This window comes from Nocardia sp. BMG51109 (assembly GCF_000526215.1).
Lineage (GTDB): Bacteria > Actinomycetota > Actinomycetes > Mycobacteriales > Mycobacteriaceae > Nocardia.
The window spans coordinates 7,642,894-7,657,141 of record NZ_JAFQ01000004.1 but is presented as its reverse complement, the minus strand read 5'-3'; the positions used below and the strand labels follow the sequence as shown (position 1 = coordinate 7,657,141).

Here is a 14,248-nt window from a genome sequence, read left to right as displayed (position 1 = left end):
TACCACGAGTGCAAGGGCCTCAATTGAGCGGATCGGGCGAGGCCCTTTGGGTATGTTTACTCGTCGTTCTCGTCGTCCACATCCGGATCATACTGCGGCAACTCGTTGTTGGTGCTGAGCGCGATCACCATCAGTTCGTTCTCGGTGTCGATCTCTTCCCCGTCTTTTTCGGTCGATGGAACTTCCTTGATTCCCAGCCACATCCGGGTTTCACGTCCATCGATCGCTTCGTTAGCCGCCCATTCTGTGGCTCGGGTCAACTCCTCGAACGAGAACTCCTGCAGCCGTGTCCCTTCCGTGTCGGTAGAAGCATCGTCGGTGATGGTAATCTCCTTGTAGACGGACGGCTCGGTTTCAAGATTGAGTACCCACTCGAGTTCGCCATCCGAACCGCGATTGGCGAACGCGTCGATACCGAGTCGAAGCTCGTCTGCGGCACGGAAATGGCGCGCGAGCCCTTCTGCCCAGGTTTCACCACCGCCCCGCGGAAACTTGCTCAGGAAAATGGTGGTCTCTTCGGGTAGCGGTGTGCCTTCGCCGAAGTGCTTTCGTATGGTGAGAAGTGAGGGGCCGCTGCTGTCCTTCCAGGTGGGCACGCCGCTCGGGTTGGCCTTCTTGTCCGGTTGCCTGTGTGGGTAGACTTCCGGGTCTCGCGGGCCATGATGCAGGAACGGTACGAAGATGTGGTCGAGCGCGCCGTCTGCATATGGTTCGTCAGCATCGAGGATTGCCCGGAAGTCGTGATCCTGGAACAGGATCTCGGACAATGTGTCGTAGTCGTAGTCGTTTTCGCCGGCAGGTAGATCGTCGAACCCGTTATCGCCGAGTGGGTAGCCGGTGTCGAAGCCTTGTCGATGCTCGTCTGCGTCCAGTTCGGCTTCCTCGATCATCAGCCACAGGGCGATTTCCTCGCCGATGCAGGTGGGGTCGGGCTGCTCACCTTGTTCAATCTCCAGTCGCAAGTGATCGAAGCAGCGGCCGAGTTCGGTGATGAAGTTACGCCCTTGTCCGCCAAGGGATTCGGGAAGATAGTGCTCCTTGTACGATTCGAGACCGAATCCGTGTTCGCCCGCCGCCGCCATGTATGCCTCGTCGGACATGATGCAAGCCTTGGTGTGGAGCAATGCCATGGTTCGGGGTGTGAGCGATGACGGATAATCGTCGTCTGTCGGATCGGTCAGTGCGAATGAACCCATGGCGGCCGTTTGGTAGCGTCCGAGCGCCTTCGTCCACGGTTCGACCTCGTATAAACCATAGCTCGCATTCGTGATTGAATCGACAACTCGGGAAATCTCGGCTTTCACTGGGCTCGGTACGCCCGTGAGCGCGACCTCGAGGAAGCCTGAGGCCTTCTCGTTGCCACGCAACATCTCGTTGAGTGCGTCGGCTACACACGCCGCTGTGGGCTGATTATCAAATGTCGCAACAGCTTTCAGCTGCGTATGACCGGAGTTGTGCACCGCGAAAACTCGGTGCTTGGTCTGGGTGTTGTGTACCAAAAACAGGTGGTAAGGGTTCTTACTCATAGAGTCGTTACTCATTTCTGGGCAGCGTTCGACCGCCGCTGACCACGGACGGATAGCTGCGCATGCATGCGGCTATCCCCTTGGCGGGCAATCGTTGTCGTTGGCCTCGCTGATGGCTGCGGTTCGTCCGACAACCTCGTGGCGAGTGCTGCCCAGTGTAGCGGAGAGGCTCCCAAGTGTCGACAGTGCGTGAACGCTGGATCTGGCGCACATCCTGTTGAGCGGATTGGTAACTTGCTCAACAGGATTCGTTTGCGGAATAGGTCGGCTTCGCGCGGCCGAACATTTGGCGTTTGAGTATCTCGGCGGTGAACGAGTCCTTCCCCAGCTCGGCATCGGCCAGCAACCGCTTCAACCGGGCGTATGCGTTGTCGCAGCGGCTGGTGCCGGACGAGTTGTGGGAGCTGGCAGAGCCGCTGCTGCCGGAGTTCCGCCCGCGTCCGCAGGGTGGTGGTATCGCTGCGGTGGACCAGCGGGTGGTGTTCACGGCGGTGGTGTACGTGCTGACCAGCGGTTGTGCGTGGCGGATGCTGCCGTCATCGTTCGGTGTGAGCGTGCCGACGGCGCATCGCCGGTTCACCGTATGGACCGAAGCCGGGGTCTGGCGGCGGCTGCACCGTGCAGTGCTCGACGAGCTGGGCGGTGACGGATTGATCGATTGGTCGAGGGCGGTGATCGACGCGGCGAGCGTGCGGGCGAAAAAGGGGCGATCCGACCGGTCCGAATCCGACCGACCGCGGCAAGCCCGGCCCGAAACGGCACATCCTGTCCGATCGGGCCGGAGTTCCTCTGGCGGTGGCGGTTTCGGCCGCCGACGTCCACGACTCACACGCGCTCGAACCACTCGTCGAGGCGATACCGGCGGTGCGGTCGCGGCGCGGCCCGCGACGGCGCCGGCCCGGCAAGCTGCACGCGGACAAAGCCTGCGACCGGCCCGAGCTACGCCTGTGGGTGCACCGCCGCGGAATGGCAGTCCGTATCGCCCGCAAGGGAATCGAGTCCACCGAGCGGCTCGGCCGTCATCGATGGGTGATCGAACGAAGCGTCTCGTGGCTCACCGGCTACCACCGGCTCAACATCCGCTACGACCGCAAGGGAATTCACTATCTGGGCTTCCTGACACTCGCAGCAGCACTCACCTGCTTCAAGAAACTCGCGAAGGCAAGACAGACCATGTGAGACATGGTCTTATCCGGTGTCCGCTGGCAACGTATCCGGGAGCTCGCGGACCGTGTTGTGGCGTTGCGTGATGCCTCCTATCGAGGCTCGCCGCTGGTCGTGGACGCCGAGTACGACGCGATCGAAGACAAGTTGCGTGGTCAGGTCGAGGCGCATCCCGACCTCACGCCGGACCCGAATCCGCTGGAGCAGGTCGGCGCGACTGCGGTGCTGCCCGTCCCTCGGGCCGGTGCGGCTACGGCCGAGAAAGAGTGAGGCCCGAGGGGCGTGTAGACCTCATCGGAGGATGAGAGGTTTTACGGGCTTGGGGTGAAGGGGGTCGTCGGAGCATGCGGCACCGTCTCGCGGGTTCAATTTGTAACGTCCTCGGCCGATTGGCACCGACATTCTGAGCACCTCTTCTCTGTGTGAACCCCATTTTGTTCCTTCGGACCATGTGACTTCTTCCATATTCGAAATATCCGAAATCTTCGTATCTATAAGGTTGGCTTCGATCAAAATCGAATACTTCAGGACTGCTCCGAGCAGATTCGCTCCGTTCAAATTTGCGTGAGACAGATTCGCCCGATATATGTATGCTTTTCGGAGGCTTGCCCATGACAGGTTTGCATTCTCAAGGTTTACTCCATGCAAATGCGCACCGGACATATAGGCTCCGGTGAGAATCGCATCGGACAGGTCGGCTTCGGAGAGATCGGTTCCGGCTAGTATCGCGCCTGAAAGGTCCGCGCTCGAAAAGTCTGTTCTAGATGCTATTACGCTGGACAGGTTGGCTCCGGTGACGTGCGCTCCAGACAAGTTCGCGCACGCCAGACGCGCGCCCGCGAGTAGCGCAAAGGATAGGTTTGCCTGGTGCAGGTTGACGTTTGCCAATTCCGCACGCGATAGATCGGCGCTGAATATGTTGGCCGCAGAAAGATCAGCACCATAGAGATTGGCGCCACGAAGTCTACTGCCCTCCATGTTGGCCCCGGCCATTCTCGCGCCGATGAGATTCACGCCGAGTAGTTCGACACCTCGCAAGTCCATGCTGGCCAGATCGGCTGCACCGGAGCTGTCTCTACGCACACGCAAGCGATGCGGCTGGGATCGCGGCACGGGGGGCGATGTCACCAACTGTGAAGGTTCCGGAGAGGGTTTGTCCGATCGGGCCGCAGTCTTGCAAGCCGCTTCGTCGCACTCGGCTTCCTGGAGCTGGGATTCCACTTTTTTTCGATGTCCTTCATACGCCGAATCCAAAGCTCGCTGTAGCTCATCATCCTTGGCCAAGCCGATAAGCCATCGCGTCCCGAGGGTCACGGCGCCCGCCACAGTGCTGAGTACCGGCCAATATCTAGTCAGAACAATCATCGTGGTCGAGTCGATTATTGTGACAACAATCGTTGCGACCGGGCCGATGATGATGAAGACTATGAAAGTCTTCATGGCATACTTCCACAGAAGTCGGTCGGCATGATCAAGAGCCTTGTTGATCCAATTCCGAATCCGGCTCTCTTTTTTCGGCGGAGTGGATTCTTCTCGGGATGTCTCCGCCTTGGCCTTTATCGTCGCCTGTAGCCGGGCCCACCCGGCGTCGGCGTCCTCACCCTGGTGGCGCCGCGTGTAGTATGCGCCGAGTATGTCGAGTGCATCGTGGATGCTGATCTCTCGGATCGAGTCTGTTCCGCCCTGTCGATCAGTCATACTGTCACCTCTCCAATCCCGGTGGTAGGCGAACTCTGACCGGTGTCGGTGTCCAGGAAAGTGATCCCGTATCCGTCCTTTTTCAATACGCTTCTGAGCTTTTTACAGGCCGAACTTCGATGCGTTTGCACGGTTCTGACCGTTGTGCCCAACTCCTGGGCTATATCAGGGTCCGACTTGCCCATAAACCAACTCATGTATCCCACCCGCCACTCGCCGGGTGTGAGGTGTTTCTCAGCTATTTCGCTGAGGCGAAGCGCGAGCTCCTCGTTGACCAGCCGGTCGATATGCTCGGTATCGGATGCCGGGATTCCGCCCAAAGGAATCGCTGTATCGGCGTAGGTCTGCCAGAACGCGAGCTTAGCGTCCTTGCGCCATGCGTCGACCAGGCAGTTATGCGCGATCGTCTTCAGCAGTTGTGCTGTTCGAGCATCATTCAGTTGCGCAATCTTCTCGGTTCCATAGTGATCGAACAGGCGCTCGAACGTGTCATGAACGACGTCGTCGGTGAGGGAGCTGTCTCCCAGCGTTGCCGCCAGTATCCGCGTCTTCAGGACTTCGCGATGCCTTCTGTACAGGTCTTCCAGGAGAGTCAGAGAGGATACCGATCGCTTGAAACGTGGTTGCCGTGGGCGGCGCGTGACCTTCATATGGCGGGCATCTCCCGCGCTGGTCGTTGGAAGGGCACGCACGGGCGGCCACTCGGAAACGGAGGAATTTCGACGAGTTCGGCGAAGACGGTGTTGCCGCGCCGATCCATGCGGAGCACCCTGGTGCCGCCGCGCGCCTCACGCAAGATCATCCGAACCTCGAGAAAACGCTGATACCGCCGAATACACCCGTTGACGGCCAACCCGAGGCCGCTGAGACCAGCGGCAGGCACGACCCATAGAGAGGTAACAGTCCATAGCCCCTGGACCCAAGTCAGCAGCGTCATAACCATCAAACGCGCCGGCACGTTGAAATCTCAAGACGCGCAGTTCAGGGGGTGAGGGGCGCGGGTCGTCCGCGGCCGCCTCGGCGGTGGGTGGTCATGCGCGGGCCGGCTCGGTGAGGCGTGGATCGAGGCCGTACTGCTCGTGGGCGCCGAGGTTCTCGCGCAGGGTGGGGCCTTCGTAGTCCTCGTGGAACAGGCCGCGTTCCTGCAGGATCGGGACGACTTGGTCGGCGAAGGCGTCGAAGCCGTCGTGGAAGCCGTCGAGGGCGATCGAGAAGCCGTCGCAGGCCCCGGCCTCGAACCACTGCTGCATATGGTCGGCCACGTCGGCGGCGGTGCCGGCGACCACCGGGTGGTAGTCGATCACGCCGTGCGCGAGCACGTCGCGCAGAGTCCAGCCTTCCCGGGCCACTTCCAGGGCGCGGGCGGAGCGCGGGTCGTGCGGGCTGGGCACGGCGCCGGCCAGTTGCTGCGCGGTCAGCGGCTCGTCGAGTTGGTCGGGGCCGAGCGGGAGTCCGATCATGGCGCCGAGGTAGCGGACGCGCCGGCGCAGGTCGACGACCTCGTCCAGGAAGCGGCGCCGCTCCAGGGCGGCCTCGCGGGAGGAAGCGATGGTCGGCATGAAGCCGGCGAGCATCTTCACCTCGTCCGGGTCGCGACCGGCGCGCTCGGCGGCGTCCCGCCGAGCCTGGCGCTGGGCCCGGGCGTCGTCGATGCTGTACGGGTTGGCGTAGACGCCGCTGGCGTACCGGCCCGCCAGTTCGAGGCCGTAACCGCCGCCGCCCGCCTGGAAGATGACCGGCTGCCCCTGTTCGGACGGGGGGATGGCCAGCGGGCCGCGGGAGGCGACGTGGCGGCCCTGCAGGTTGACCGGCCGGATCTTGTCCATGTCGGCGTACCGTTTGTTGTCGGCGTCGAGCAGCAAGGCGTCCTGCTGCCAGCTGCCCCACAGCGCTTGCACGATCTGGATGACCTCGTGGGCACGCTCGTATTTCTCCGCGCGGGGCGGGATCTCGGTGCCGAAGTTCGCCGCGGCTGCGGGGTCGGAGGTGGCCACCGCGTTCCAGCCGGCCCGGCCGTGGCTGATCACGTCCAGGGCCTTGAACTGGCGGGCGAGGTTGTAGGGCTCGTTGAACGTGGTGGAGGCAGTGGTGACCAGGCCGATCCGCTCGGTCTCGCGCGCGAGAACGGTCAGCAGCAGCGGCTCGATCGCCTGGCGCGGGGCGTGGTGGGTGAGGTCCATGTCCAGGGCCGGGGTGTCTGCGATGAACAGCAGCTGGACCTTGCCGCGCTCGGCGGCCTGCGCGTACCGCACGAACTGGTCCATGTCCGTGTAGCTGTTCAGGTTCGCACCCGGTAGCCGCCAGGCTCCGGGCTCGGCCCCGTAACCCCCGCTGAACTGCATGCCCAAGACCATCTGCCGGCTTGTCATGGTTGTTCCTCCCGACGGGTGACAAAAAACGGAGGTTGCCTCCGCACGTCTTCAACAATACGGAGGCGGCCTCCGAATTGTCAAAGACGTGACCCCGCGAGCGCGAGGAGATCGCGGCGGATTGCCCGGGGACCGGAGTCGTGGGCGCGGGGTTCGGGCCGGTCGAGCGGCGCCCGGACTTCGCGCGCCGGGGTGCATCTGCGGACGGGCTACCGACCGTCGAGGACGCCGGGGGTGCCGTGCAGGACCACGCTCTGCGGGAGCGGGATGCGGGTCCTGCCGAACGCGTTCACCGGTGCCGTCGGGTCGGCCGTGCCGAAGGAGATGCCGAACAGCAGCTTGAGATCTTCGGGCACGTTCAGGAACGCGCGGACGGTGTCGGCATAGGTCCCGAGCATGGTCTGCGGAATACCGGCGAACCCCCGGGACGTCAGCGAGAGCAGGAAGTTCTGCGCGTACATACCGATGTCACCGGCCGTCCGCACCCCGTCGCCCAGGGCCGGCATGAACAGGAAGGCGACATGGGGAGCCCCGAAGAACTCCAGGTTTTCGCGGAGCGTCGCCCTCCTGCCTTCCCGGTCCGAGCGCTCGATGCCGCGGGGTCCGTAGTAGTCCGCGGCCAGGGCCTGCGCTCGCTCGAGGTAGATGCCCTCGCCGTAGTCGGTGGTGAAATCCGGGGAGGTGCGGCCCTCCTCGTCGGCCTGGAGCAGTTCCTTGGCCAGCGCGTCCCGTTCCGCACCCGAGACGACGTGCACCGCCCACGGCTGGGTGTTGCTGTTCGAGGGGGCCGTCTGCGCGTCTTCCAGCACGCCGCGGATGTCCGCTGGGGACAGGGGGGCGGGCAGAAATTTGCGGGGGGAGCGCCGGGAGCGTGCGAGGTCGGTGAAGGGGGATGCTGTGCTGTTCAAGGCGTTTCCTTTCTGGCGCGCAGTCACCGCCATGCCGGGCGCAGTGCGGTCGGCCCTCCGGGGAGGCAGCCGTCGAAGGGCCGGGTGCAGGACGCACTGTGCGGGTGCGGGCAGGCTTGCGGGATGCTCGCAGGCGGCGGCACGGCAACTGCCGGCCGCAGCGCGGGGATGCGCGCTCTTCGTGTTCGTGTTCGGTGTTCGTGGGCGGATCGCAACCGGGTGAGCCGGGGCGTCCAGCGGGTTACGCCTTCTCGTCCCGCTCGCGGTAGCCGCTCGCGAGGAGCGTGCGGAGCCGGTCGAGCGACTCCTCCTCGGCGCCGTTGCCCTTGATCCAGGCAAAGGAACAGGCCGCGAGGAACAGGTCGTTCCCCCGTACCGACGCGCGTACGCGCCCCGCGCGCTGCGCGGCTTCCACGTACTTGTCGGTGGCGGTGATGAAGATGTCGCACGGAATCGTGAGCGGATTGTCCGGGTCCTGCGCCCGGGCCGCGGCCATGAGCGGGTCCGGCAGCCCGCTGAAGGCGCTGAAGTACTCCTCCATCGCCCGCAGCCACTGCTCCAGCGCCTCGCCGGCATCGCCCAGCTGCTCGATGTCCGCCTGGCGGGCCACCAGCTCCTCGGAGCGCGTCTGCAGCACGGCGGCCAGCAGCGCCTCCCGGGTGGGGAAGTGCCGGTACAGGGTGCCGGGCCCGACGCCCGCCTCCTTGGCCACCGCCTCGAGCGAGGTGCCGACCCCGTACTGCCGGAAGTGGCGCTGCGCGGTCTCCAGCAGGGCCGCGCGGTTGCGCTGGACATCCACGCGGGGCTTGCGCCCCCGCGGTTCACTCGCGTTCATGCACCCTCCTGATCTCCGGCCATCCTGCGGCCACGTCAAACGGATGCCGCCTCCGTATTAAATCCGAGCATAAAACGGAGGTGGCATCCGGTCAACGGCGGCTCGGTCACCGAAGTTTCCCTCGATCGTGGACACCTGGAGATCTGGAAGCGATACTCGGATCAGGAATGCCCTGCTGAACTGCGGATACGCTGTCGCAGATTGGTGCCCCGGCGGGGCGCTGTGAACAGGGGAACGGGACGACGTGCGGTTTCCGTGGGCCGTTAGTGGTCGAAGTCGATATCAGCTGTGAATCGGTAGTCGATCAGCTGGTCGGCGTGAACACGAAAACCATGCTGATCAAGCACCAGACGTACGGACACGCCGGATCCCAGCTACTCCGTCACCGCATCTTTGCTGGATTAACTTGCGTACCATCGCAATTGGGGCAGTGCTGAGATCCGTACCGCCCCGACGGTACGTCCGCCGTCATGCTCAGCGCGGCGTGGTCGACCCTATCCAGTCTTCATGCGGTGTGCTGTCCACGTCGGGGCCCGGGGAACGTGAAGTGTGCTCGCGACACTGCGGCGGCGTGACGGACCGCGTCTGCGTGCTGTTCGAGTTTCCGTTCCCGGCGCGTTCGGCGGCGACGTCGACGAGGACGTGGTCGGCACCGGCCGACAGATGTGCGCGCAGGCGCCGGGCGATGGTGGCCTCGTCGCCGTGGGCACCGTGTCGACCCACCGTTGGTCCAGGAATCGCTGGCACGGCGGATGTCTATCGGCCCGACAGGCACCGTCGATCTGGCGGGGCGCTGGCAATGGTGTTGCTGATCGGTTGTGCTGCGGGCTGGTGGCGATATCTTGGGTAGATGCGGAGCCGAGGGTGACGCGGCGGCGGGCGGGGTGGTTGCCGATGCTGAAGGTCTGGTTGGCCAGCCTGACCTGGCCGATGGCGCTGACGGTGCCGTCGACCTCGACCGCTCGGGTCGCGAGGTGGTGGGTGACCGGGCGCCCTGAACCCCGCGCTATCGGCACTCGTGCGCGGGTCGGGTTCAGCCGGCGGTTGCGGCGTCGATGCGGGCGGTGACCGGGGCTACCGGGTCGGTGGGGTCGTAGATCTCGCAGTACGACCGGCCCCCGGTGGGCAGGACGGCGTCGAGGTTCCACAACGGGATCGGTGCGGTGCGGCGGGTGAGCCAGGCGAGCAGGTATTCGGTGACGGTGCCGGGGTAGAAGCCCCAGTCGAGCTTGTCGGCGTCGGTGAACACCAGTGTCCACTGCTGCGGGTCGGGGTCGTGGGCGTCCCACAGGCAGTAGTCGCCGCCGAAGGAGCCACCCCATTGGATCAGTGTTGCCGCGTCGACCGATACCGCGGCCGGGATGTCGGTCGGTGGTTCGCCGAATTCGTTGTCGCCGAGTGGTTCTCGTGCGGCGAGGGTGGTTTCGGCGAGGTCGAGCCAGGGTTCGGTGGCGGGCCGGAACAGGCGCAGCGCGTTGCAGAACCGCACGTCCCCGTACACCGCCAGGAGCTGCTTGAAATCGTTCGGGAGTGCGGTGACGCCGAGGCGCTGCTCGACCGCGGTCCAGTCGAAGGTTCCGCCGGCGCCGGGTGGGGGTGGCAGCAGGGTGGTGAGGTCATCCAGTGCGGTCATCGGTTCGGGTCTTCCTGTGCCGGTGTCAGAAGTTCTGGACGTAGGTCGGTGGCAGGTTCCATCCCCGATCGCCCCATGCTTGCAGCAGATAGTAGTCGGGGATGACCTTGTCGTCGGTGTAGATCGGCACCTTCAGGTAGGTGACGTTCTGGGCGGGCACCCCCGCGACGTCGCCTTGCACGACCTTGCCGAGGTACTGCTCGTAGACCCGCATCGCACCGGTATTCGTCGCACCCAACTCCGGGGCGAGGAACTGCGGGACGTTGCCCGGTCCGCCGTACTGGTTCGGCCACAAATGCCCGCGCTGGTAGGCGCCGGTCGCGCCGGGGACATCGATGGTGGGGACGCCGGTGCGGGGGCTCTTGGCGCCGGCTGCGTCGAGGTAGCCGTAGGAGCCCGTCGGGCGGCCGAGTGAATCCAGGGGTCCGGCGACCGCGCGGGTGTTACCCGGGCCGGCGTAGAGGGCGGGGCCGCTGTTGCTGGTCGCACCCGTGCCGGTGAGGTCGGGTAGCCGGTAGATCTGGCCGTTGCCCGAGTTCGACGGTGCCGGGACGGCTTTGGCGACGTCCAGGAGCCGGGGCGCGGAGGCGAAGAATTCCTGCTGGGTTCCGGTCGTACCGGGCCGGCCGGGTGGTGTGGTGAGTCCGGGTGCTTGCATCGGTTCCGTCGGTGCCGGGGTGAAACGCGGGTTCGAGGCCACGCTACCGGGCAGCGGCGAGGGTGCCTTCAGTGTGGCGCCGGCGGCGGTGGCCGGGTTGTAGGCGGTGCCGGGCCGGATGCTCGGCGGCGCCAAAATCTGCGAGGGTCGTACCGGAACCGGCAACGGCTGCGTCACCACCGGCGCCGCGGGCGCGGTCGGCGACGCCTTCAACCCCGGCGCACCCGACCCCGGCGCAGGGACCGGCGGGCCGGGAACCTTCGGCGCCACCGGAGGCGGAGCAGGTGCAGGACCCGGCGGCGGCGCGGGGGCGGGGCCGGGGGTGTTCGGTGGTGGTGCACCGCCGACGTCGGGGACGTCGTGGCCTTGCGAACGGCATTGCTGGGCTTGCGCATTCAGTACGGCGGCCTCGGCGTTGCCGCGTTCGGCCTCGGCGTTGTAGGCCGCGACCGCGGCCGGGTCGTTCTGGTTGGGCGGGTTGGCGTTGTGGATTGCCGCCGCCTGGTTGTGGGCCTGGATCTGCCCGACCAGCGCTGCACAATCCACCGGATCCGCCGCTGCGGCCGGTGCGAGCAGACCGGCCAGCGCTGCCAGCCAGACCAGCAGGACGACGAAGACGCGCGCGAAACGGCCGGCCTGGCGGGGCTCGGGCTGGGATGGCGCCGTAGGTAAGGCGGTGGTGCTTCTCGGGTGAGGCCGCACGTCGGCAAGCACGCTGGTCTCCCGCATTGTTTGTCCCCCAGACAATTTCGATCTCGAACGCTTCGAGAATGTCGTCAGGGTGGCCGCCGATCCTTAACGATCCCTTGGCGACCGCTTGGTTCCACTGCTCGGCCGCGTTACCTGAGCCGTCGCGTTGAGATCCGGTGTGGCCGTGCTTCGGTCGCGCTGCTCTCACCACCACGACAGCCACGCCGACGTTCATTGGCCGGACGGTTGCTCGGCGGCCGGCCCGGGGAGGTGACGGTAGCGGCGGATCAGGTTGCCGGGAAACCAAATTGCGGTCCGGATCCGTATCATCGTCTCGGCATCGAGGTCGATGCCGCCGAGTCCTTCCGTACCGGCGGCTTCTGCGCTGTCCGCGTTCTGGTGTGGGTAGTCTCCTCGGCGGAGGAGGGACTCATGCTGCATCCAGGTGAGGTATTCGCCGGTTATGTGATCGAACGGCTGCTCGGGGCCGGAGGGATGGGCGAGGTCCATGTGGCCAGGCATCCGCGGTTACCTCGGTCCGATGCGGTGAAGGTGCTGGCGGCGCAGTTCTCCGCGGATGCGCAGTATCGGGCGCGGTTCGAGCGGGAGGCGGATCTGGCGGCGCAGCTGTCGCATCCCGCGATCGTCAAGGTGTACGACCGGGGTGAGGATCAGGGCCGGTTGTGGATCGCGATGGAACTGGTCGAGGGGGTGGATCTGGCTCAACGGTTGCGTGCGGACGGGCCGGTGAGCGCATTCGAGGCCGCACGCATCGCGGAGACGGTTGGGGGTGCGCTCGATCGCGCGAATGCGCAGGGGTTGGTGCATCGCGATGTGAAGCCTGCCAACATCCTGCTGAGCCGTGCCGGCGATATTCTGCTGACCGATTTCGGGATTGCGCGGCAGATCACCGGCGCCTCGGATCTTACCGATACCGGTGCGATGATCGGTACCATCTCCTACGCCTCGCCGGAACAGCTGAGCGGACAACCGCTGGACGGCCGGAGCGATCAATACTCCTTGGCCTGCAGCACTTTCCACCTGTTGACGGGAGGGGCCCCATTCGCGGACGAGAATCCCGGACAGGTGATTCTGCGCCACTGCACGGCCGCGCCGCCGAGTGTGCGGGCCTCGCGGCCGGAGCTGAGTCCCGAGGTGGATCGGGTACTTGCGCGAGCGATGGCGAAGCGACCGCTGGATCGATTCCGGTCGTCGACGGAATTCGCTGCGGCACTGGCTGCGGCGCTGCGATTGCCCGCGGGTGGGCCGGAGGCCGCGGATCCGCCGGGTGGGCCGCAGGCTGCCATCCCGACGGTGGTCCGGAGCACCGGCGAGTCGGCCCGTTCGCGGCAGGGTCTGTGGCTGAGTGCCGGTGTGGTGGTTCTGGTCGTCGCGATCGTGACGGCGTTCGCGCTGTGGTCCGCCGGATCCGACGAGGTCGGGCCGACCGATGCCGCTCGGGCTGTGCCCCGGGTCTCGGTGACCGCGCAGAGTCCTGATCTGAGTCGGCGGCCCGCGGGGGAACGGTGGCGGCAGCAGTCCGTCCAGGGTTACCCGATCGGTGGCACGGACCGGGTTGTGCTGTACAACTCGGGTGGTCTCGGTGGCATGCTGTCCATCCTCGACGTGGAGAGCGGTGCGGTGCTGCACACCGTCGATGTGGGCCCAGATGCGTTCGGCGAGTGTGTGTTCACGGCCTCCGGCCGCTATGCGGGATGCCGGGCGCGGTACGCCGAATCCGTCGCGGGAACTCGGGACGTGAACCTGGACTCGTACGCGACGATGATCGTCGACACCCAGACCGGTGTCGTCTCCGCCCGGTTGCCTGCCGCCACCGAAATCGTGGCGGCGGGTGAAACATTCGCGACGTTCGAACCGGAAGGCAAAGGCCGCGAAACGGGTTCGGTCACCGCCATGGACATCACCGGGAAGGTGATCTGGCATGCGGATGGTATCCGAGCCGGCCTGGTACACGGCGCCGGGGTGCTGTCGCTGGAGCAGGACGCCGTGTCCGGTGACCCGTTCTCGAAGGCGCATTTCGAACTGCGCAATATCGAAACCGGTAAGGTCGTCTACCAGTCGAATCCGGCGCACGCCGACCCCGGCATAGTCTGGGCCCCCGACTGGGCGGCGTTCCCCGGCGGATTCGCCGTCGACAAGGACTTCTACACGCTCGACGGCACGAAACGCGCGACTGCCGAGCCCGGATGGAGTGTGGTCCCGAGCCAGCCGTATGCCACTCAGGGTGACGATCCGGCACCTAATGGCAACGACAAACGCTATGCCGAACCCGATACCGCGCCCGCGTTGCCGGTGATGATACGAAACGACATGCTGGGCGCCTTCGATCCGGCAACCGGATCTCTCCTGTGGTCCAGACGACTTCCGAAGGAGGCGAGCTACGGCCGAAACGTGTCCGTAGCGGGTGTCGGCAGCGAAATCCTCGTTCGCCGGGACACCACCGCCGAATCGAAATACTCCGAATACCTCGAAACGAAACAGGCTGTCGAGTACGTGTGGTTCGACGCATACACCGCCGTGGGCGGAGTGCTGCCTGACGAGCAAATCCCCTGGACAACAGACGGATCGAGGGTAGTCGCCGTTCCACGCAGCGGTCAGGGCACGATCGCCGTCGTACCGGCCGGAACGAACCCGCCACCGGGATGGTCGCTCGACTTCGACAGCAGCCCGATCCGCACCTTCGCCGGGCGAGTGTACGTGGGTAACCGGCGGATTGTGTGAGGTGTCGTCGGGGACGTATTTGCCC

The 14,248-nt window shown here is 65.4% G+C and carries 12 protein-coding genes; 3 read left to right on the top strand and 9 right to left on the bottom strand.

Annotated elements, in window-relative coordinates:
- Positions 1 to 56: 56 nt before the first annotated feature.
- Both D892_RS0136005 and D892_RS48100 read right to left on the bottom strand, forming a co-directional pair.
- A complete protein-coding gene (locus D892_RS0136005) occupies positions 57 to 1,526 on the bottom strand; it encodes a hypothetical protein (protein ID WP_156959847.1) in 1,470 nt (489 codons plus the stop codon).
- A 238-nt stretch (positions 1,527 to 1,764) separates the two neighbouring features.
- On the bottom strand, positions 1,765 to 2,013 hold the full coding sequence (locus D892_RS48100) for a hypothetical protein (protein WP_198037220.1): 249 nt from the start codon (positions 2,011 to 2,013) through the stop codon (positions 1,765 to 1,767).
- Here D892_RS48100 and D892_RS45910 point away from each other — a divergent pair.
- Positions 1,895 to 2,705, top strand: a protein-coding gene (locus D892_RS45910) for an IS5 family transposase (RefSeq protein WP_198037200.1) whose coding sequence is annotated in 2 segments (ribosomal slippage) — positions 1,895 to 2,220 and positions 2,219 to 2,705 — 813 coding nt in all. Because the reading frame shifts where the segments join, the coding sequence is not laid out codon by codon here. The two genes, D892_RS48100 and D892_RS45910, sit on opposite strands and share 119 nt — an antisense overlap.
- Positions 2,706 to 2,708: 3 nt before the next feature.
- Complete coding sequence (locus tag D892_RS45905; protein WP_232236246.1) at positions 2,709 to 2,960, top strand: hypothetical protein; 252 nt, start codon at positions 2,709 to 2,711, stop codon at positions 2,958 to 2,960.
- Between the two features lie 21 nt (positions 2,961 to 2,981).
- Here D892_RS45905 and D892_RS45900 read toward each other — a convergent pair whose 3' ends face one another.
- From D892_RS45900 to D892_RS0135950, 7 genes are all read right to left on the bottom strand, one after another.
- Positions 2,982 to 4,388 carry a pentapeptide repeat-containing protein gene (locus D892_RS45900; protein ID WP_084161358.1) on the bottom strand — a complete coding sequence of 469 codons (1,407 nt, stop codon included), beginning with the start codon at positions 4,386 to 4,388 and terminating at the stop codon, positions 2,982 to 2,984.
- Positions 4,385 to 5,038, bottom strand: a complete 654-nt coding sequence (locus tag D892_RS44265; RefSeq protein WP_024805899.1) for an RNA polymerase sigma factor — start codon at positions 5,036 to 5,038, stop codon at positions 4,385 to 4,387. The genes D892_RS45900 and D892_RS44265 overlap by 4 nt, the downstream gene beginning before the upstream one ends.
- A 381-nt stretch (positions 5,039 to 5,419) precedes the next feature.
- Positions 5,420 to 6,757 (bottom strand): NtaA/DmoA family FMN-dependent monooxygenase, encoded by a 1,338-nt coding sequence (locus D892_RS0135975; protein WP_024805898.1) that lies wholly within the window; start codon positions 6,755 to 6,757, stop codon positions 5,420 to 5,422.
- A 209-nt stretch (positions 6,758 to 6,966) separates the two neighbouring features.
- Positions 6,967 to 7,665: a nitroreductase gene (locus D892_RS0135970; protein ID WP_024805897.1), complete on the bottom strand. Its 699-nt coding sequence runs from the start codon at positions 7,663 to 7,665 to the stop codon at positions 6,967 to 6,969.
- 241 nt (positions 7,666 to 7,906) lie between these two features.
- On the bottom strand, positions 7,907 to 8,500 hold the full coding sequence (locus tag D892_RS0135965; protein WP_024805896.1) for a TetR/AcrR family transcriptional regulator: 594 nt from the start codon (positions 8,498 to 8,500) through the stop codon (positions 7,907 to 7,909).
- A gap of 1,033 nt (positions 8,501 to 9,533) precedes the next feature.
- Complete coding sequence (locus D892_RS0135955; protein WP_024805894.1) at positions 9,534 to 10,133, bottom strand: SMI1/KNR4 family protein; 600 nt, start codon at positions 10,131 to 10,133, stop codon at positions 9,534 to 9,536.
- 25 nt (positions 10,134 to 10,158) lie between these two features.
- On the bottom strand, positions 10,159 to 11,520 hold the full coding sequence (locus D892_RS0135950) for a hypothetical protein (protein ID WP_024805893.1): 1,362 nt from the start codon (positions 11,518 to 11,520) through the stop codon (positions 10,159 to 10,161).
- A 393-nt stretch (positions 11,521 to 11,913) separates the two neighbouring features.
- On the opposite strand from D892_RS0135950, the gene D892_RS44255 reads away from it, so the two are divergent.
- Positions 11,914 to 14,223 carry a serine/threonine-protein kinase gene (locus D892_RS44255; protein WP_156959845.1) on the top strand — a complete coding sequence of 770 codons (2,310 nt, stop codon included), beginning with the start codon at positions 11,914 to 11,916 and terminating at the stop codon, positions 14,221 to 14,223.
- Positions 14,224 to 14,248: the final 25 nt, after the last annotated feature.

What these genes read in the sequence shown, in the direction of transcription:
- D892_RS0136005 (WP_156959847.1), bottom strand. Translation starts at nt 1,526, where the DNA reads ATGAGTAAGAACCCTTACCACCTGTTTTTGGTACACAACACCCAGACC.
- D892_RS45905 (WP_232236246.1), top strand. Translation starts at nt 2,709, where the DNA reads ATGGTCTTATCCGGTGTCCGCTGGCAACGTATCCGGGAGCTCGCGGAC.
- D892_RS0135950 (WP_024805893.1), bottom strand. Translation starts at nt 11,520, where the DNA reads ATGCGGGAGACCAGCGTGCTTGCCGACGTGCGGCCTCACCCGAGAAGC.
- D892_RS45900 (WP_084161358.1), bottom strand. Translation starts at nt 4,388, where the DNA reads ATGACTGATCGACAGGGCGGAACAGACTCGATCCGAGAGATCAGCATC.
- D892_RS0135955 (WP_024805894.1), bottom strand. Translation starts at nt 10,133, where the DNA reads ATGACCGCACTGGATGACCTCACCACCCTGCTGCCACCCCCACCCGGC.
- D892_RS44265 (WP_024805899.1), bottom strand. Translation starts at nt 5,038, where the DNA reads ATGAAGGTCACGCGCCGCCCACGGCAACCACGTTTCAAGCGATCGGTA.
- D892_RS44255 (WP_156959845.1), top strand. Translation starts at nt 11,914, where the DNA reads ATGCTGCATCCAGGTGAGGTATTCGCCGGTTATGTGATCGAACGGCTG.
- D892_RS0135965 (WP_024805896.1), bottom strand. Translation starts at nt 8,500, where the DNA reads ATGAACGCGAGTGAACCGCGGGGGCGCAAGCCCCGCGTGGATGTCCAG.
- D892_RS0135975 (WP_024805898.1), bottom strand. Translation starts at nt 6,757, where the DNA reads ATGACAAGCCGGCAGATGGTCTTGGGCATGCAGTTCAGCGGGGGTTAC.